We start from the raw sequence: 18,407 nt of genomic DNA on the forward strand, positions 1-18,407 counted from the left end.
TGAACGACATGCAGCTCGGTCTCATCGGTCTCGGCAAGATGGGCGGCAACATGCGCGAGCGCATCCGCCGCGCCGGCCACGAGGTCATCGGCTACGACCGCAACCCCGAGGTCTCGGACGTCGCCTCCCTCGCCGAACTCGTCGAGAAGCTCGAAGGCCCGCGCGTGGTGTGGGTGATGGTCCCGGCCGGCGCCGCGACCCAGTCCACGATCGACGAGCTGGGCAACCTGCTGTCCGAGGGCGACATCGTGGTCGACGGCGGCAATTCCCGCTGGACGGATGACGAGAAGCACGCGGAGGAGCTGGCGGCCAAGGGCATCGGCTTCGTCGACGCGGGCGTCTCGGGTGGTGTGTGGGGCCTGGAGAACGGCTACGCGTTGATGGTCGGCGGTTCCGAGGAGAACGTCGCGAAGGTCAAGCCGGTCTTCGACGCGCTCAAGCCGGAGGGCGACTTCGGCTACGTGCACGCGGGCAAGGTCGGTGCCGGGCACTTCTCGAAGATGGTCCACAACGGCATCGAGTACGCCATGATGCAGGCCTACGCCGAGGGCTGGGAGCTGCTGGAGAAGGTCGACTCGGTGGACAACGTCCGTGAGGTCTTCCGGTCCTGGCAGGAGGGCACGGTCATCCGTTCCTGGCTGCTCGACCTGGCCGTCAACGCGCTGGACGAGGACACTCACCTCGACAAGCTGCGCGGTTACGCCGCGGACTCGGGTGAGGGCCGTTGGACGGTGGAGGCCGCGATCGACAACTCGGTGCCGCTGCCCGCGATCACCGCGTCGCTGTTCGCCCGCTTCTCCTCCCGCCAGGAGGACTCGCCGCAGATGAAGATGATCGCGGCGCTGCGCAACCAGTTCGGCGGCCACGCCGTCGAGTCCAAGTAAGCGACACACACGAAGCCCGCCGGACCGCACGGTCCGGCGGGCTTTTCGCTGCGCCCACTGTCCCGGCTACTGGTCGGCGGTCCGCCACACCTTCGCGTCCAGGGTCACGTTCTTGCCCTCCGTCTTGCCCCGGAGCGTCAGAAGCCCGACGTCCCCCGAGCCGCCCACCAGGCACAGGCGCTGGCCCACCGGCAGGTCGTAGACCCAGTAGGAGTCGTCGGCCGCGTGCGCGTCGCGGCACGCGTCGAGGGTGGCCGGCTGCCCGGCGGGGAGCAGGGCGAGGGAGCTCCCCGAGGCGTTGCCGGGCGCCAGCACCGCGCCGTTGCTGTAGACGGCGTACGTCAGATCCTCGTTCGCCCGCCCGTCGTCCGGCTTGGCCCGCACCGGATCGTCCGCGAGATACAGGTCATGGCTGTCCGTCATCACGATGCCGGGGTACGTCGACGGGAGCGGGGGAGCCGAGGTCGGCGGCCCGCTCGTCGTGGGCGTCGGGGGAGCGGAGGTGGGATCGTCGGCCGAGCCCGAAGGGGCGGGCGCGGCCCCCGACTTGGAGGCCTTCGGAGACTTCGAGGCGCTCGGGGAGGCGGACTTCGACGCGGACGCCGACTTCGACGCGGAGCGCGTCGCCTCGGGGTGGCTCGACGCCGCCGGCCCCGCCGCCCCGTCGTCCTGCGGGGCACCGGGCACGAAATACAGCGCGGCGGCCGCACCGCACGCGACCAGCGCGACCCCGGCGGCCGCCAGCAGCCAGGCACGGGAGCGCTTGCGCGGGGCACCGGTGCTCACGGCGGCGGTCTCGGCCCCCGACGGCGCGGCGGGTGAGCCGGACGCGGGCCCGGCGGGCGGCTCCTGGGCGAACGCGACGGGCGGCCCGAACACCCCCGCGGGGGCGGCGCTCCCGGGCGTCCCGGGGCCACTCGTGGCACCGCCCGGCGGCGTCGCGAGCCCCGTCGGCTCCGCCCCGGTCACCCGGGCGCCCTCGGCGCGCGCCGCGATCCCCTCGGCGAGCTCGTCCGGAAGCCAGGCGTCCGTCGCGGGCCCCGGACCACCGGGCTGCGCCTCACGTATCGCCTGGACGGTCTCGATGACCTCCCGCACCGTCGGCCGGTCGTCCGCGGGCTTGCTGAGGCAGCGGGATATCAACTCCCGCATGGCGTCCGGGACCTTGGACAGATCCGGCTCCTCGTGCACGACCCGGTAGAGCACCGCGTGCGGCTCGCCCTCCCCGTACGCCGTGCTCCCGGTGGCGGCGAACACCGCGGTCTGGCCGAGCGCGAACACATCCGCGGAGCCGCTCGCGGAACCGCCGAGCACCTGCTCCGGAGCCATGTACGCGACCGTGCCCACGGCCGCCCCGCTGCGCGTCACGGACGTCGCGTCCGCCGCCCGCGCCACACCGAAGTCGATGACGCGGGGCCCGTCGGAGGCCAGCAGCACGTTCGAGGGCTTCAGGTCGCGGTGCACGATCCCCGCGTCGTGCACCGCCTGCAGCGCCTCCGCGATCCCGGCCGTCATCCGCAGCACGGTGTCCACCGGCAGCGGCCCGTGCGCGCGCACCGCCTCCGCGAGCGAGGGCCCCGGCACGTACGCCGTCGCGCACCACGGCACCGCGCTCTCCGTGTCGCTGTCGACGACCGGCGCCGTGTAGAGCCCGTGGACCTTGCTCGCGGCGGCGACCTCCGTACGGAACCTGCGCCGGAACTCGGGGTCCTCGGCCAGCTCGGGTCTGATCACCTTGACCGCGACGGCCCGGCCGCCCGGCGTGTGCGACAGGTAGACGCGCCCCATGCCGCCGGAGCCGAGCCCCGCGACCAGGCGGTACCCGCCCGCCGTCCGTGGATCGCGGTCGTCCAGCGGACGGAAATTCTCCGCATCGGGCCCACCGTTCGCCAACACGCCGCACTCCACCCCTGTTCGTCTCGTGGCCGACCATTGCATCACGTGACGTAGCGCACCCCGCCGTCGGTGCCGCGACAACGCAAAAGACCCCAGAGTGATCTGGGGTCTTTCTCTGTGTCCGAGGGGGGACTTGAACCCCCACGCCCGATAAAGGGCACTAGCACCTCAAGCTAGCGCGTCTGCCATTCCGCCACCCGGACAAGGTGTCTGCCGCCTCTGTGCGGGTGTTCCCCGCGGCGACACAGAGAACATTACCAGGGATTCCGAGTGCCTCGATCAGCCCCCCGACCGGGCCGCCCCGCCTGTGAACGGCACGTGACGAGACGCGCCCGGCCTTGGGTCCACAGGCCGGGAGAGAGAGGATGAGACGCATCCACGGCAAGAGAGGAACCAGCGTGAGCGAGCCGAGCACGGGCAGGGCGGTCTCCGGACAGGACGAGGTCGTCGACCTCTGCCGCGAATTGATCCAGATCGACACCAGCAACTACGGCGACCACTCGGGCCCCGGCGAGCGCAAGGCCGCCGAGTGGACGGCGGAGAAGCTCGCCGAGGTCGGCCTCGAGCCGAAGATCTTCGAGTCCCACCCCGGCCGCGCCTCCACGGTCGCCCGGATCGAGGGCGAGGACCCCTCGCGGCCCGCCCTCCTCATCCACGGCCACACCGACGTCGTCCCGGCCAACGCGGCGGACTGGACGCACCACCCGTTCTCCGGCGAGATCGCCGACGGCTGCGTCTGGGGCCGCGGCGCCGTCGACATGAAGGACATGGACGCGATGACCCTCGCGGTCGTCCGCGACCGGCTGCGCAGCGGCCGCAAGCCCCCGCGCGACATCGTCCTCGCGTTCCTCGCCGACGAGGAGGCCGGCGGCGTGTTCGGCGCCCGCCACCTGGTGCGCAACCACCCCGACCTGTTCGAGGGCGTCACCGAGGCGATCAGTGAGGTCGGCGGCTTCTCCTTCACGGTGAACGAGCAGCGCAGGCTCTACCTCGTGCAGACCGCCGAGAAGGGCATGCACTGGATGAAGCTGTCCGTGGCCGGCACCGCCGGGCACGGCTCCATGATCCACCGGGACAACGCGATCACCGAACTGTCCGAGGCCGTCGCCCGCCTCGGCCGCCACCAGTTCCCGGTCCGCGTCACCAAGACGACGCGCGCCTTCCTCGACGAGCTCGGCGACGCCCTCGGCACCGAGCTCGACCCGGAAAACATGGAGGAGACCATCGCCAAGCTCGGCGGCATCGCCAAGCTGATCGGCGCCACGCTCTCCAACACCGCCAACCCCACGCAGCTGAACGCCGGTTACAAGGTCAACGTGATCCCCGGCGAGGCCACCGCCAACGTCGACGGCCGCTTCCTGCCCGGCCACGAGGACGAGTTCCTCGCCGACCTCGACCGGATCCTCGGCCCGAAGGTCACGCGCTCGGACGTGCACGCGGACAAGGCCGTCGAGACCACCTTCGACGGGGCGCTCGTCGAGGCCATGAAGTCCTCGATCGAGGCCGAGGACCCGATCGGCAAGGCCATCCCGTACATGCTCTCCGGCGGCACCGACGCCAAGTCCTTCGTGGAGCTCGGCATCCGCAACTTCGGCTTCGCGCCGCTGCAGCTGCCGCCCGAGCTGGACTTCGCCGGGATGTTCCACGGCGTCGACGAGCGGGTGCCGGTGGACGGCCTCAAGTTCGGCGTGCGGGTCCTGGACCGCTTCATTGACGCGTCCTGACGTCAACCCCGCGCCGGACCGAAAATCGTTCGCACGTGCGCAATGGACCGGAAAGAGTGAAAGGGCTCGCACGGTCGTAGCCCCATGAGTCCCTCCTCGTTACAGGGAGTGCAGTCCGCGGCTGGGACTGCATTGCCAACTAGGAGGAATAATGCTCAAGAAGGTCGTCGCCGCTGCGGCAGCCACCGGTGGTCTGGTTCTCGCGGGTGCGGGCATGGCCGTCGCCGACTCCGGCGCTCAGGGTGCTGCGACGCAGTCCCCCGGCGTCGTTTCGGGCAACGTCATCCAGGCCCCGATCCACGTGCCGGTGAACGTGTGCGGCAACACGGTCTCCGTGATCGGGCTGCTGAACCCTGCCTTCGGTAACACCTGCGCCAACGACTGACGTTGTTGTGCCTCACCCCTTGAGGGTTTGAGCCCACGGCCCCGGAGTGCGAGCCATGCACTCCGGGGCCGACGGGTTGGACAAGGTTCCACGGCAAGACTGACAAGGCAAGGCAGGGAAACCTATGCGACAGGTCATGCGGAAGGGCCTGATCACCGTGGCGGCCGCGTCCGGCGTGCTCGCCGTCACCGGTGGTTACGCACACGCGGACTCGGGTACGAACGGAAACTCATCGGACTCACCGGGCGTCCTGTCCGGCAACTCCGTCGAGGCGCCCGTGGACGTACCGGTGAACGTCTGCGGCAACACGATCAACGTGGTCGGACTGCTCAACCCGGCGTCCGGCAACGGCTGCGACAGCTCGGGCGGCGGCGACAAGTCCGGCGACCAGTCCTCGGACAGCGGCGCGCAGGCCGGCGGGAACACCAGCGACTCACCCGGTGTCGGCTCCGGCAACCATGTGTCGGTCCCGGTGCACGTGCCGGTCAACGCGTGCGGCAACTCCGTCGGCGCCGGCTCGGTCGGCAACGGGACGACCGGCAACGGCTGCTCCGACGACGCCAGCAGCACCACGACGCCGCCGACGGACTCGAACACCCCGCCCCCGAGCGCCGAAGACCCGGGAACCGGTTCCGACACCCCCAACGCCCCGGGAACGCAGACCGTCGACATGCCCAAGGGCGAGTCCCAGCTCGGGCAGACCGGCAGCCCCGAGGTGCGGGCCGCCGGCACCCTCGCGGAGACCGGCAGCTCGGTGCCGCTCGGCGCGGCCATCCCGCTCGCCGGGGGTGCGCTGCTCGCGGGCGCGCTGCTCTACCGGCGGGCGAACGCGGCGGCGTGACATCAGGCGGTACACAACGGAGCGGGCCCCGCACGGACGGGGCCCGCTCCGTTGTCTCGCCGTGCCCTCAGGTCACCATGTGGCCCGCACCTGGCGGATGATCCGTCGGCGCAGACGCACGCGGCGACTGCCGTCGCGGCGCAGGCTCAAGCGGTCCAACTCCCAGTGTCCGTACTCGGCATGGTCCGTCAGCAGACGCGTCGCCTCCTTGCGGGAGACCCCGCGCGGTACGTACACGTCGACAAATTCGTATTCCGGCATCGCATCTATTGTGCGGGCAGTGGCCCGGTACGGATAGCGTCTGCACTATGTCTGATGCTGCGCAGCCCACCGCTGCCGAGGTACGCGCCGCCGCCGAGGCGGTCAAGGCTGCGCTCGACGCCCACTTGGCGGCGGTCGAGCGCCGGTCGGGAGAAGACGATCCGGCCGTCTACGAAGCGTTCAACGAACTGGCCGCCGCGGCCGAGGAGTACGACGAACTCCTCTACGACCGCTACGACGAGGTCACCCCCTTCGAGATCCCCGGCAGCGAGGACTCGCTGCCGCCGTACGCGGGACCCGAGGAGCCGAACGCGCTGAGCGTGCTGATCCGACGCGACTACGCCGTGGTCGAGCCGCAGCGTCTGCTGTCCCAGGCCGGGCGGGTCGCCGACCTGGACGCGGAGCCGGACACGGAGGCCGCGAACGGGGCGGGCAGCAGTGTGCACGCCGCGCTGGGCGTCCTCTTCGGCGAGTTCGAGCCCGACGAGATCGCCTCCCGGCACAAGGAGTTCGGCCTGGAGGAAGGCGACTCCACGCTCTGGGTCACGGCATCGGACGACCCCGCGGAGCCCGGCGAGTGGCTGGAGGCACCCTTCGAGCAGGTCGATCCGCAGCGGGTGGTGTGCCGCTTCGATGTGAGCGCGGTCTTCGACGACGACGAGTTCGATGATGACGACGGCTCCGCCGGGGGCGATGAGGCGTTGGAGGAGGCGGACCGCTGACACCCCGCTGCCGCGGGGGCCGGGGGTAGTTGTTCTGCCGCCCCGGCGTTACGGCCTCGGGGCTCCGCCCCGGCCCCCGCGCCTCAATCGCCGGCGGGGCTGATCTTGCCGCACCGGGGTTACGGTCTCGGGGCTCTGCCCCGGGCCCCGCGCCTCAATCGCCGGCGGGGCTGGATTTGCCGCACCGGGGTTGTGGTCTTTGGGGCGCTGCTTCGGGGCCCGCGCTTCAAGCGTCGGCGGGGCTGATCTTGCCGCACGGGGGTTACGGTCTCGGGGCTTTGCCCCGGGCCCCGCTGCTCAATCGCCGCAGGGGCTTGATGGTGCCCGCCGCGCCGTAGGTGACGGCCTTGCCCCCGCCTATCTCCCACCACCCGCCCCCTCCGGGGGCGTCGGCCTCGCGGGGTGCCGCACCCGCCTGCGGCGAACCGCCGCCAGGCCCGGCTCCCCGCCCGTTGCGGTCGGCCGCAGGCGTCTTGGGTGAACTGCCGTCGGCACGGCTCCCCGCCCGGGGCTGCGGGGCCGCACCCGCCTTGGGCAATCTGCCGCCTTGGGCGGCAGGGTGGGCAAGGCGGCGCCCGGTGCCGCGTCACAGGGGCGTGGGGGCCGACCCCGGTAAGGCGAAAAGGTCCCGGTGCCGCGCAACGGGGACGGTGGGGCCGGCCCCGGCGCGGCGGAGAGAAGCGGTGCCGCGGCTACGTGCTCGGGACCTGGGCTCGGACCAGGCCCCGCAACCGCGTCGTGCGCGGCTTCGCGGGGAGTTCCGAGACCGCGCGCGGCAGCGCCGCGTCCACGCCGTGCACCACCGAGAGGTGCCGTTCGCCGCGGCCGAAGGCCGTGTAGACCCAGGGACGGTTCAGGGACTGCGCCGCGTCGCCGGGCAGCACCACCACCGCCGCGGGCCAGCGCACCCCCACGGCCTGATGCCCGGTCACGGCCCACCCGTGCCGCACCGCGCCCTGCTCCACCTGCTCCTTCGGTACGAGGACGGGGGAGCCGTCACATTCGAGACGCAGGCCCTCCGCGTCCGCCCCGACAACCACGCCGGGCCGGATCCGCCCGCGCCCGGTGACGTACACCACCCGGTCCCCGGGGTCGAAGCCGCCGAACCGCCCGGGGCCCGGGTTGAGCCGCTCCTTCAGCGCCACGTTCAACGCCCGCGTCCCCGCGGCGCCCCCGTGCCCCGGCGTGATCACCTGCGTCTGCTCGGCCGGCACCCCGATCGCCCGCGGCACCGAGTCCGCGACGAGCTGCACGGTGCGGTGGATCGCCTCGGCCGGGTCCCGCACCGGAACGATCACGACCTCCTTGCCGGGCGCCTCCACCTGGTTCAGCTCGCCGATGCCGATGCCCGAGACCAGCTCGCCGATCGGCCCGAAGTCCGGCGTGCGGGAGGCGATGCGCGGGCAGATCTCGGCCGCCGCGACGTCCGCGAAGACCCGGCCGGGGCCCGCCGACCACAGCGTCCCGGGGTCCCCGCTGAGCACCAGGCACGTCCCGTCGGCGAGCAGCTCCACCAGCATCGCGGCGTCGCCCACGTCCAACTGCGGCGCGTCCAGGACCACCAGGACGTCGAGGGCGAACGCCCCGTCCCGGTCGAGCCCGGGGCCCTCCGCCTGCGCGAGCAGACCCGCGACGGTCGCGGTGGCCGTCTCGGGCGCGTCCGGACCGAGGAGTTCCGCGGCCCGGCGGCGGCCGTCCGCGCTGTGTGCGGCGACGCACACCCGCAGGCCCAGCCTGCCCGCGGCGGCGGCCGCCGCGACGGGCTCGGCGCGGGCCGCCTCACCGCCGGTGTGCACGACGAGGCGGTGCGCGGCGATCGCGCGGATCAGCTCGGCAGTCGTGCCACGCTCCGAGCCCGCGGCCTCATCGAGCCCGGCGGCCGAACCTTCGTCCTTGGGCGCGGCGTTGAGGAGCCGCGCCAGCCCGTCGGCGAGGCTCTCCTCGGCGAGCGCGTACCGCTCGAGCCCGACCAGGACCCGTACGGGCCGCTCGGCCTCTTCCTCCTCGCCGTCCTCCTCGGCGGGGGCGGGCGCGGGCGCGTCCTCCAGGGGGTCGTGGAAGATCAGGGCGTCGCCCTCCGCGACGGCGCTCTGCACGGCCTCCTCCGGATCGGGCACCCCGCGCTTGCCGAGCGCGTCCGCGAGCACCGGCAGATCGAGGGCCGTGTGCCCGGCGTCCGCGGCCTGCTCGAGGAGCCATACGGTGACGGCGCGGCCCCGCCGCTCGTCCTCGGGCCCGCACTCCGCGCCGAGCAGCGCCCGCGCGAACCCGTCGGCCTGCTCGGGCCGTACTCCGCTCACCCGCAGCAACAGCCACGGATCGGCGCGCAGCTCGTCGCCCGCGCCCTCGCCCAGGGCCGCGGCGGCCGCACCGGCCAGTGACTCGGGAGCCCCGCCCTCGACGAGCACGGCCCGAACCGCGGCGACGGCCTCCGGATCGGGGCCCGCCTGAGTGGTGGCCTGCGGCCTGCGCACGGGTTCGGCGGGGGCGGCGGTCGCGGTGGCCTGCCGCGGCTCGGGCCCGGGCCGCGCGAGCACGGGGGCGGCGACCGGCTTCTCGCCGCTCTCCACCGCGCGTACGGCGGCCAGCAGATCGGCTGCGGTCCCGCTCAGCTTCGTCCCGGCGTCGATCGGCGCCTCCTTGGCGGCCTTCCGCTCCGCGATCCGCTCCCGGAACTCCCGCTGAGCCGCCAACTCGGCCTCGGCCTCGGACAAGGCCCCGTCCTTGCCGTCGGCCTCGGACACGGCGGCGTCCCCGCCTTCGCCATCCTCGGCTCCGGCGTCCGCGCCGTCCTCGCCGGCAGCGTTCTCGGCGCCGTCCGCGCCTTCGACGCCCTCGGCCCCTTCGTCCGCGCCGACCTCGACGGCAGCGCTCTCGGCGCCCTCCGCGCCCTCGGCTCCGGCGTCCCCGGCGTCCTCGCCGACAGCGCCCTCCGCGCCTTCGGCACCCTCGGCTCCGGCGTCCGCGCCGTCGTCGGCCCCTTCGACCACGCCGGCCTCGGCGGCAGCGCCGCCCTCCGCGCCTTCGGCACCTCCGACCGCGCCGGCCTCAGCGGCAGCGGCCTCCGCGCCCTCGGCTCCGGCGACGTCCGCCGACACCGGCTCCGCCTCCGCCTCCGCGCTCGCGGCGGCAGCCGGATCCGTGTCGGGGCGGGCCCCTGACTCGTTCTCCGCGGCAGCGGACTCCGTACTCACAACGTGCTCCAGTCCTGATCGGGATAGCGGTGCACGGGCGCCGACACATCGTCGAGCGCCTGGCAGATCTCGTCAGGAAGACTAAGGGCCTCCACTGACAATGCCGCCGTGAGCTGCTGCGCGTTGCGCGCGCCGACGATCGGCGCGGTCACCCCCGGCCGGTCCCTGACCCACGCGAGCGCCACCTGTAGCGGCGTCACGGCCAGCCCGTCCGCCGCCGTCGCGACCGCGTCCACGATGTGTCCCGCCGCCTCGTCGAGATACGGCTCGACGAACGGCGCCATGTGGTCCGAGCCGCCCCGCGAGTCGGTCGGGGTGCCCGAGCGGTACTTCCCGGTCAGCACTCCGCGTCCCAGCGGCGATGAGGGCAGCAGGCCGATGCCGAGGTCAAGGGCCGCGGGCAGCACCTCGCGCTCCACGCCCCGCTGCAGCAGCGAGTACTCCATCTGCGTACTGGCGAGACGCGTGCGCGCACCGGGCGCGGCGAGCTGCCACGTACCGGCCTTGGCCAGCTGCCAGCCGCAGAAGTTCGAGACGCCCGCATAGCGGGCGCGGCCGCTGCTGACGGCTATGTCGAGGGCCTGCAACGTCTCGTCGAGCGGGGTCCCCGGGTCGTACGCGTGCACCTGCCACAGGTCGACGTACTCCGTGCCGAGCCGGGCGAGCGAGGCGTCCAGGGCGGAGAGCAGATGGCCGCGCGAGCAGTCGAAGCGCCGGTCCGGGTCGGGCACGCTGCCCGCCTTCGTGGAGATGACCAGGTCACGGCGCGGCACCAGGCCCTCGATGAGCCTGCCGAGCAGATACTCCGACTCCCCGTCCCCGTACACGTCGGCCGTGTCGACGAGCGTGCCGCCCGCTTCCCAGAAGGCCTTCAACAGGTCGGCGGCGTCGTGCTCGTCGGTGTCCCGGCCCCACAGGAGGGTGCCGAGCCCGATCCGGGACACACGCAGGCCGGTGCGGCCGAGATGCCTCTGCTCCATGGGCGCTGAGGTTACTGGCCGAAGGTCAGGAACGGGGCCCCTGTGGATATCTGCGGCCGGGGTCGCCGGGTTAGGGTGCCGGGCGAGGCACCTTACCCATGGGTAAATCACTGGATCCGGCAAGGCGTTAAGCGTTAAGGGGATGTGGTCAATGAAGCTCGGCATCAACCTCGGCTACTGGGGCGCGGGCATGGACGCGGACAACCTCGCCGTCGCGAAGGAGGCCGACAGACTGGGCTACGCGGTGTGCTGGGCCGCCGAGGCCTACGGTTCCGACGCCGCCACCGTCCTCGCGTACGTCGCCGCCCAGACGGAGCGGATCGACGTCGGCTCGGCCATCTTCCAGATCCCGGCCCGCCAGCCCACGATGACGGCGATGACGGCCGCGACCCTCGACTCGCTGTCCGGGGGCCGCTTCCGGCTCGGCCTCGGTGTCTCCGGGCCGCAGGTCTCCGAGGGCTGGTATGGCGTCAAGTTCGACAAGCCGCTGGCGCGCACGCGCGAGTACGTCGACATCATCCGCAAGGCGATGAGCCGGGAGCGGGTCACCCACGAGGGTGCGCACTGGACGCTGCCGCTTCCCGGCGGGCCGGGCAAGCCGCTGAAGCTCATCGTGCACCCGGAGCGCGAGCACATCCCGCTCTACATCGCCGCGATCGGCCCGAAGAACCTGGAGCAGACCGGCGAGATCGCCGACGGCGCCCTGCTGATCTTCCCGGCCGCCGAGCACCTGGAGGAGACCGCGCTCCAGCACATCCGCGCGGGCCGCGAGAAGGCCGGCAAGACCATGGACGGCTTCGACGTCTGTCCGACGGTGCCGCTCGCGCTCGGCGGGGACGACGAGGCGTCCGTGAGCGCGCTCGCCGACATGTTCCGGCCGTACACCGCCCTCTACGTGGGCGGCATGGGAAGCCGCAAGCAGAACTTCTACAACCAGCTCGCGCAGCGCATGGGCTACGAGAAGGAGGCCGCCGAGATCCAGGACAAGTACCTGGACGGCGACAAGGAGGGCGCTGCCGCTGCCGTCCCGCAGCAGCTCATCGACTCCACGACGCTGCTCGGCTCGGTGGACCGGATCGCCGACCGGATGCGGGCCTACTCCGAGGCGGGTGTCACCACCCTGACCGTCAACCCGGCCGGGCTCACGCTCGACGACCGGCTGGCCTCGCTGCGGGCCGGAACCGAGGCCATGGAGCGCGCCGGACTCGCGTAGCGCTCAGGGGACTCAGCGGAGGTTTTCTGCGGCCGTGGTGGGGGCTCGGGGGGTCTTCCCCGCCACGGCCGTCACGGAGCACAACGCGTCACGAGGGGGCCGGGTTACGGCTCGTTCCGGGCCCGGGGTCCTCCGTTCGGACGAGTTGACCCGCATAGCTGTTGCCCTGCCTCATGTCCCGCATTTGACTCGGACTTTGCAGTACTGCGGAGTCCGGCGCGGCGATATGGAGGTAGCAGATGCTGTCGGCCAAGAGTCTGTTCCAGGAGATCATCGACAACGACGAGTCGTTCCGGCTGTTCTGCTCCATCGCCGCGGGCGGCGAATCCCAGGGCGGCTGGGAGAACGGGCGGATCGCCGCGCTGGCCCCCGAGAGCGAGCGCGGCCTCGCCCCCAAGATCGCGCGGCACGGTGCGGACGAGGACAAGCACGGGCGGATCTTCAACGCCCTCATGAAGAAGCGCGGGCTCGAACCAGTGGACGTCCCCGACGAGGCCGACTACACGATGCTTCTGGAGAAGCACGGCATCGGGCTCTCGCACGAGCGACTGCGTGGCGACGAGCCGCTCTCCGTGCGGGACATCGTCACGTACCTGGCGCACAGCCGCGTCACCGAGCAGCGGGCATCCGAGCAGATGGTGATGCTGCGCAAGCACTTCGCCGACGATCCCGACCTCGGCCGCGCGGTCAAGATGATCTCCAACGACGAGGACAACCATCTCGCGTACTGCCACGAGGAGTTGCTGCGGTTCGCGTACGCGGGTCACGGCCGGACCATCCAGAGCATCCTGCGCGAGTGCGCGCTCGCGGAGATCGCGGTCTACCGGGACGTCAGCCTCGCCGTCATGGACCACATGGGGCGCATTCTGGGCTGGCCGAAGCCGAAGGCGGCGGCGCTGGCCGCGGGGATCCACGCGGTGTACGCGTACGAGCGTCTGGGCGGGTGGCGGCGGATGGTGTCCTTGCGGATGCCGGAGCGCCGCGATGCCCTGGGCGGGCCGCCCACCACGGTCGAGTTCGCCTGAGGCGCTTCAGAGCCACCCACGCCGCTTGAACAGGCGGAACAGCAGCAGTTCCAGGAGGGCCATCAGGATGATCACCGCCGGGTAGGCCCACACCCAGTGCAGTTCCGGCATGTGGTCGAAGTTCATGCCGTAGATGCCCGCGATCATGGTCGGGACCGCGGCCATCGCCGCCCACGCGGAGATCTTCCGCATGTCGTCGTTCTGGCGCACGCTCATCTGCGCCAGGTGCGCCGAAAGGATGTCCGACACGAGGCGGTCCAGGCCGTCCACGGACTCGTTGACCCGCGTCAGGTGGTCGTTGACGTCGCGGAAGAACGGGCGGGCCTCCTCGTGCACGAACGGGACGGCGGCCAGGCCCCACGGGCCGACCCCGGCGAGCCGCTCCACCGGCATCGCCAACGGGCCGGTCGCGCGCCGGAATTCGAGGATCTGCCGCTTGAAGGTGTAGATCCGCTCGGCGGTGTCACGGGTGCCGCCGCCCTGCGGGGAGAAGACCTCCGTCTCCAGCTCCTCCAGGTCGGTCTGGAGCTCGGCCGCGACCTCCAGGTAATGGTCCACCGTGGCGTCCGCGACCGAGTACAGGACCGCGGTCGGCCCCTGCTTCAGGAACTCCGGCTCGGCCTCCAGACGCTGCCGTACGGCCTTCAGGGGCGCGCCCTCGCCGTGCCGAACGGTCACCACGAACGAGTCGCCGAGGAACAGCATCAGCTCGCCCGTGGACACCTTGTCGCTCTTCGGCTCGTAGACGACCGGCTTGAGGACCACGAACAGCGAGTCGTCGTAGATCTCCAGCTTGGGCCGCTGGTGCGCCTTCATGGCGTCCTCCACGGCCAGCGGGTGGAGCCCGAACTCCTGGGATACCTGGTCGAACTCCTCGTCGCTCGCCTCGTGCAGCCCGATCCACACGAAGGCGTCCCCGGTCGCCCGCGCCTCGTCGAGCGCGTCGGAGAAGTCCGCCGGGCGCTCGATGCGGCGCCCTTCCCGGTAGATGGCGCAGTCGACGATCACGAAGCGAATTCTTCCCAGGACCGGGCACTGTCGCACGTCGTCGTATGCCTAGGGTGGGGCACATGCCCACGCTGATCCTTGTCCGGCACGGACGGTCCACCGCCAATACCGCGGGCGTGCTCGCCGGGCGGACGCCCGGCGTGGCGCTCGACGAGCGCGGGGCCGAGCAGGCCGCGCGGCTGCCCGAGCGGCTGTCGGGACTGCACCTCGCCGAGATCGTCTCCAGCCCGCTCCAGCGCTGCCGGGAGACCGTCGCGCCGCTGCTCGCCGCCCGGCCGGAGCTGACCCTGCGGACCGACGAGGGCATCAGCGAGTGCGACTACGGGGACTGGTCCGGCCGCAAGCTCGCCGAGCTGACCGACGAGCCGCTGATGCAGGTCGTGCAGCAGCACCCGACGGCCGCCGCGTTCCCCGGCGGGGAGTCGATGCGGCAGATGCAGCACCGGGCCGCCGAGGCGGTACGTGAGTGGAACGCGCGCGTGGAGCGCGAGCACGGCGAGGACGCCGCCTATGTGATGTGTTCGCACGGCGACATCATCAAGTCCCTTGTCGCGGACGCCATCGGGCTTCATCTGGACCTCTTTCAGCGCATCTCTGTAGAGCCGTGTTCCATCACAGCGATCCGCTACACACGGCTGCGCCCCTTTCTCGTACGCCTCGGAGACACCGGTGACTTCGCGTCCCTGGCGCCGCGTGAGACGCCGCAGGGCGGCGATGCGCCCGTCGGGGGCGGCGCGGGCGCACCGTGATCGTCCGCCGCAGTAGGGTGAAGCAGCCGTAAGCACAGTCGGCCCGGTCGGCCATGACCGGTTCAAGCCAGTCGATCCCGATCCCATGGAGACAGGACGTGTCCCGTCAGGTGTTCCTCTACGACCCTCCGGAGCGGTTTGTGGCCGGTACGGTCGGGCTCCCCGGGCGCCGCACCTTCTTCCTGCAGGCCACGGCAGGAGCCCGGGTCACCAGCGTGGCGCTGGAGAAGACCCAGGTGGCCGCGCTCGCCGAGCGCATGGACGAACTGCTCGACGAGGTCGTGCGGCGGACCGGGGGCAACGCCCCGGTGCCCGCCGTGGCCCCCAGCGAGATCTCCGACACGGCTCCGCTCGAGGCGCCCGTGGAGGAGGAGTTCCGCGTCGGCACCATGGCACTGGCGTGGGACGGCGACGAGCAGCGCATGATCGTCGAGGCGCAGGCCCTCGTCGAGCTGGACGCGGAGTCCGAGGAGGACTTGGCGGAGGCCGAGGAGAAGCTGCTCCAGGACGAGGAGAACGGCCCGCCGATGCTCCGCGTCCGCCTCACCGGGGACCAGGCACGCGCCTTCGCCAAGCGGGCCCTGGACGTCGTGAACGCGGGCCGCCCGCCGTGCCCGCTGTGCAGCCTGCCGCTCGACCCGGAGGGACACGTATGTCCGCGCCAGAACGGATACCGGCGCGACGCGTGAGCGGCGACCGGGACCTGCTCGCCCTCGGCGAGCTGCATGTGGAAGGACAGATCCGCGAGGCGTCGAACGCGGTGCTGGTGTGCACCGTCACCCACGAGGGCCGCGAGGCCCGGTGCGTCTACAAGCCGGTGCGCGGCGAGCGCCCCCTGTGGGACTTCCCCGACGGGAACCTGGCGCGGCGCGAGGTCGCCGCGTACGAGGTCTCCGAAGTGCTCGGCTGGGGCCTGGTGCCGCCGACGGTGCTGCGCGACGGGCCGTACGGCGAGGGCATGGTCCAGCTGTGGATCGACGGGCCCGACGACGAGGCCGTGGGGCCGGAGCTGCTGGCCCTCGTCGACCGTGAGGAGCCCGAGGAGGGCTGGAAGGCCATCGGGTTCGCGGAGGTCGGCGAGGGCCGTACGGCGCTGCTCGTGCACGCCGACGACGCCCGCCTGCGGCGGCTCTCCGTACTGGACGCCGTGATCAACAACGGCGACCGCAAGGGCGGGCACCTGCTCGTCGACGCCGAGGGACGGCTGTTCGGCATTGACCACGGTGTGACGTTCAACTCCGAGGACAAGCTGCGCACGCTGCTGTGGGGCTGGGCGGGGGAGCCGCTGACCGAGGAGGCCACCGGTGCCCTGGAGGCGCTGCGGGTGGCCCTCGGCGAGGGGGAGCCGCTCGCAGCGCGGCTCGGTGAGCTGATCACGCCGGCCGAGCTGGAGGCCGTACGGGAGCGGGTCGCGGGCCTGCTGAAGACCGGGCGGCACCGGGAGCCCGGCGGGGACTGGCCGGCGATTCCCTGGCCTCCCGTCTGAGCCCACCGGCGCTAACCGATCCCGCAAGATCACGCAAGAGGGCGAGTTCGGCCATTACGCCTGGTCCGGTTCGTATGCGGAAGCAGCGTCCGGTTACGCTCGATGCATGCATGCCTGGCCCGCTTCTGAGGTCCCCGCCCTGCCCGGCAAGGGCCGCGACCTCCGGATCCACGACACCGCGACCGGTGGGCTCGTCACCCTTGCCCCCGGTCCCGTCGCCCGTATCTACGTCTGCGGCATCACGCCGTACGACGCGACCCACATGGGTCACGCGGCGACCTACAACGCGTTCGACCTCGTGCAGCGCGTGTGGCTCGACACCAAGCGGCAGGTTCACTACGTCCAGAACGTGACGGACGTCGACGATCCTCTCCTTGAGCGGGCCGTGCGCGACGGCATCGAGTGGGAGGGCCTCGCCGAGCGTGAGACCGCCCTGTTCCGCGAGGACATGACCGCCCTGCGGATGCTGCCGCCGCAGCACTACATAGGCGCCGTCGAGGCGATACCCGGCATCGTGCCGCTCGTCGAACGACTGCGTGACGCCGGGGCCACCTACGAGCTCGAGGGCGACACCTACTTCTCCGTCGAGGCCGACCCGCACTTCGGGTCCGTCTCGAACCTCGACGCCGAGGCGATGCGGCTGCTCTCCGCCGAGCGCGGCGGCGACCCCGAGCGTCCCGGCAAGAAGAACCCGCTCGACCCGATGCTGTGGATGGCCGCCCGTGACGGCGAGCCCAGCTGGGACGGCGGCTCGCTCGGCCAGGGGCGCCCCGGCTGGCACATCGAGTGCGTCGCCATCGCCCTCGACCACCTCGGCATGGGCTTCGACGTCCAGGGCGGCGGCTCCGACCTCGCCTTCCCGCACCACGAGATGGGCGCCTCGCACGCGCAGGCGCTGACCGGCGAGTTCCCGATGGCCAAGGCGTACGTGCACGCCGGCATGGTCGGGCTCGACGGCGAGAAGATGTCGAAGTCCAAGGGCAACCTGGTGTTCGTCTCCGCGCTGCGGCGCGAGGGCGTCGACCCCGCCGCCATCCGGCTCGCGCTCCTCGCCCACCACTACCGCTCCGACTGGGAGTGGACGGAGCAGGTGCTCACCGACGCCGTCGCCCGCCTGGACCGCTGGCGCGCGGCCGTCTCCCGCCCCGACGGCCCGTCCGCCGAGGCGCTCGTCGAGGAGATCCGCGCGGCCCTCGCCAATGACCTGGACGCGCCCGCAGCGCTGACCGCCGTCGACCGCTGGGCCGAGACCCAGTCGACCGAGGGCGGCACGGACGAGGGCGCCCCCGGCGTCGTCTCGCGTGCCGTGGACGCCCTGCTGGGCGTGGCGCTCTAGCCGCCCGGACAACGATCACAAGAGGGCGCCTCCCCGTGCACGGGGAGGCGCCCCTTTCTGTCGCCCGTGTGATCAGACGCGCTGCACCCGTACGCTCCGCAGGATGTTCGGCGACCCCGTGTCCCACACGCCGACGACCTGGTGGCCGAACGCGAAGGCCTCCTGGATCTCGTCATGGGCCTGCGGCGTCGGGTTGTTGAGGACGCGGAACACGTTGTTGATGCGCAGGAAGATCTGCCTCGGCTGACCCGGCAGCGGCTGCACGATGTCGATGTAGCCGTTCGCGATGCCGGAGGCCAGTGCCTGCTGCTCCACCTGCTGGAGCGACTGCTGGATCGCGGCCATCTGGACCTGCCGCAGCTGCTGTTGGGCCTGCTGCTCCATCTGCTGTGCCTGCTGGTCCTGCTGCTGCCCGTACTGCTGCTGCTGTTGGCCGTAGCCCTGCTGCTGGCCACCGAGCTGTTGCAGCAGTTGCTGGTACGGCTGCTGCTGGCCGAGGTTCTGGAGCTGCTGCTGGAGCTGCTCCTGGCCGAACTGCTGCTGACCGAAGGGCTGCTGCTGGCCCATCCCCTGCTGCTGGTGCGGGGAGGTGCTCGGGAACTGCTGCTGCCCCTGCTGACCCTGACCCATCTGCGGGGTGATGCTCATGCGGGTGCCACCTTCCACGAATGGTTGGTTGCGATCAATGGTTGGTTGCCTTGCC

Annotated in this window: 17 protein-coding genes and 1 tRNA gene; 11 read left to right on the plus strand and 7 right to left on the minus strand. The window is 72.0% G+C overall.

The window, feature by feature from the left end:
- The first annotated feature begins 8 nt into the window (after nucleotides 1-8).
- The gene (gene gnd / locus ACFV9W_RS13875) at nucleotides 9-884 is read left to right on the plus strand and encodes a phosphogluconate dehydrogenase (NAD(+)-dependent, decarboxylating) (RefSeq protein WP_385759479.1); all 876 of its coding nucleotides are present in this window, start codon (nucleotides 9-11) and stop codon (nucleotides 882-884) included.
- A 66-nt stretch (nucleotides 885-950) separates the two neighbouring features.
- Here gnd and ACFV9W_RS13880 read toward each other — a convergent pair whose 3' ends face one another.
- Entirely contained in the window at nucleotides 951-2,780 is a 1,830-nt protein-coding gene (locus ACFV9W_RS13880; RefSeq protein WP_385759482.1) for a serine/threonine protein kinase, read from the minus strand.
- A 118-nt stretch (nucleotides 2,781-2,898) separates the two neighbouring features.
- Nucleotides 2,899-2,983 (minus strand) — tRNA-Leu (locus ACFV9W_RS13885).
- A 195-nt stretch (nucleotides 2,984-3,178) separates the two neighbouring features.
- Here ACFV9W_RS13885 and ACFV9W_RS13890 point away from each other — a divergent pair.
- The 3 genes from ACFV9W_RS13890 to ACFV9W_RS13900 all read left to right on the plus strand — a co-directional run bounded on the left by ACFV9W_RS13890 (nucleotide 3,179) and on the right by ACFV9W_RS13900 (nucleotide 5,730).
- On the plus strand, nucleotides 3,179-4,504 hold the full coding sequence (locus ACFV9W_RS13890) for a M20/M25/M40 family metallo-hydrolase (protein WP_385759485.1): 1,326 nt from the start codon (nucleotides 3,179-3,181) through the stop codon (nucleotides 4,502-4,504).
- A 151-nt stretch (nucleotides 4,505-4,655) separates the two neighbouring features.
- The gene (gene chpH / locus ACFV9W_RS13895; protein WP_385759487.1) at nucleotides 4,656-4,889 is read left to right on the plus strand and encodes a chaplin ChpH; all 234 of its coding nucleotides are present in this window, start codon (nucleotides 4,656-4,658) and stop codon (nucleotides 4,887-4,889) included.
- A gap of 124 nt (nucleotides 4,890-5,013) precedes the next feature.
- Complete coding sequence (locus ACFV9W_RS13900) at nucleotides 5,014-5,730, plus strand: chaplin family protein (protein ID WP_385759489.1); 717 nt, start codon at nucleotides 5,014-5,016, stop codon at nucleotides 5,728-5,730.
- A gap of 72 nt (nucleotides 5,731-5,802) precedes the next feature.
- On the opposite strand, the gene ACFV9W_RS13905 is transcribed toward ACFV9W_RS13900, so the two are convergent.
- Nucleotides 5,803-5,991: a DUF5703 family protein gene (locus ACFV9W_RS13905; protein ID WP_018535088.1), complete on the minus strand. Its 189-nt coding sequence runs from the start codon at nucleotides 5,989-5,991 to the stop codon at nucleotides 5,803-5,805.
- 47 nt (nucleotides 5,992-6,038) lie between these two features.
- On the opposite strand from ACFV9W_RS13905, the gene ACFV9W_RS13910 reads away from it, so the two are divergent.
- A complete protein-coding gene (locus ACFV9W_RS13910; RefSeq protein ID WP_385759492.1) occupies nucleotides 6,039-6,713 on the plus strand; it encodes a hypothetical protein in 675 nt (224 codons plus the stop codon).
- A gap of 692 nt (nucleotides 6,714-7,405) precedes the next feature.
- Here the strand turns inward: ACFV9W_RS13910 and ACFV9W_RS13915 are convergent.
- Both ACFV9W_RS13915 and ACFV9W_RS13920 read right to left on the minus strand, forming a co-directional pair.
- Complete coding sequence (locus ACFV9W_RS13915; RefSeq protein WP_385759495.1) at nucleotides 7,406-9,907, minus strand: helix-hairpin-helix domain-containing protein; 2,502 nt, start codon at nucleotides 9,905-9,907, stop codon at nucleotides 7,406-7,408.
- Entirely contained in the window at nucleotides 9,904-10,887 is a 984-nt protein-coding gene (locus ACFV9W_RS13920) for an aldo/keto reductase (protein ID WP_385759498.1), read from the minus strand. Before ACFV9W_RS13920 ends, ACFV9W_RS13915 begins: the two co-directional genes overlap by 4 nt.
- 151 nt (nucleotides 10,888-11,038) lie before the next feature.
- Between ACFV9W_RS13920 and ACFV9W_RS13925 the strand changes: the two genes are divergently transcribed.
- Complete coding sequence (locus ACFV9W_RS13925; RefSeq protein ID WP_385759501.1) at nucleotides 11,039-12,100, plus strand: LLM class F420-dependent oxidoreductase; 1,062 nt, start codon at nucleotides 11,039-11,041, stop codon at nucleotides 12,098-12,100.
- A gap of 239 nt (nucleotides 12,101-12,339) precedes the next feature.
- Nucleotides 12,340-13,125: a ferritin-like domain-containing protein gene (locus tag ACFV9W_RS13930; RefSeq protein WP_385759504.1), complete on the plus strand. Its 786-nt coding sequence runs from the start codon at nucleotides 12,340-12,342 to the stop codon at nucleotides 13,123-13,125.
- 6 nt (nucleotides 13,126-13,131) lie between these two features.
- Here the strand turns inward: ACFV9W_RS13930 and corA are convergent, their stop codons facing one another.
- Nucleotides 13,132-14,133, minus strand: a complete 1,002-nt coding sequence (corA, locus tag ACFV9W_RS13935; protein WP_385759507.1) for a magnesium/cobalt transporter CorA — start codon at nucleotides 14,131-14,133, stop codon at nucleotides 13,132-13,134.
- A 62-nt stretch (nucleotides 14,134-14,195) separates the two neighbouring features.
- Between corA and ACFV9W_RS13940 the strand changes: the two genes are divergently transcribed.
- From ACFV9W_RS13940 to mshC, 4 genes are all read left to right on the plus strand, one after another.
- Nucleotides 14,196-14,882: a histidine phosphatase family protein gene (locus ACFV9W_RS13940; protein ID WP_385759509.1), complete on the plus strand. Its 687-nt coding sequence runs from the start codon at nucleotides 14,196-14,198 to the stop codon at nucleotides 14,880-14,882.
- 98 nt (nucleotides 14,883-14,980) lie between these two features.
- Complete coding sequence (locus tag ACFV9W_RS13945) at nucleotides 14,981-15,571, plus strand: DUF3090 domain-containing protein (RefSeq protein WP_385759512.1); 591 nt, start codon at nucleotides 14,981-14,983, stop codon at nucleotides 15,569-15,571.
- Nucleotides 15,535-16,368: an SCO1664 family protein gene (locus tag ACFV9W_RS13950; RefSeq protein ID WP_385759515.1), complete on the plus strand. Its 834-nt coding sequence runs from the start codon at nucleotides 15,535-15,537 to the stop codon at nucleotides 16,366-16,368. Before ACFV9W_RS13945 ends, ACFV9W_RS13950 begins: the two co-directional genes overlap by 37 nt.
- 106 nt (nucleotides 16,369-16,474) lie before the next feature.
- Nucleotides 16,475-17,704 carry a cysteine--1-D-myo-inosityl 2-amino-2-deoxy-alpha-D-glucopyranoside ligase gene (gene mshC, locus ACFV9W_RS13955; protein ID WP_385759518.1) on the plus strand — a complete coding sequence of 410 codons (1,230 nt, stop codon included), beginning with the start codon at nucleotides 16,475-16,477 and terminating at the stop codon, nucleotides 17,702-17,704.
- A 72-nt stretch (nucleotides 17,705-17,776) separates the two neighbouring features.
- Here the strand turns inward: mshC and ACFV9W_RS13960 are convergent, their stop codons facing one another.
- Nucleotides 17,777-18,352 (minus strand): hypothetical protein, encoded by a 576-nt coding sequence (locus tag ACFV9W_RS13960; RefSeq protein ID WP_385759520.1) that lies wholly within the window; start codon nucleotides 18,350-18,352, stop codon nucleotides 17,777-17,779.
- Nucleotides 18,353-18,407: the final 55 nt, after the last annotated feature.

The organism is Streptomyces sp. NPDC059897 (assembly GCF_042730865.1).
Lineage (GTDB): Bacteria > Actinomycetota > Actinomycetes > Streptomycetales > Streptomycetaceae > Streptomyces.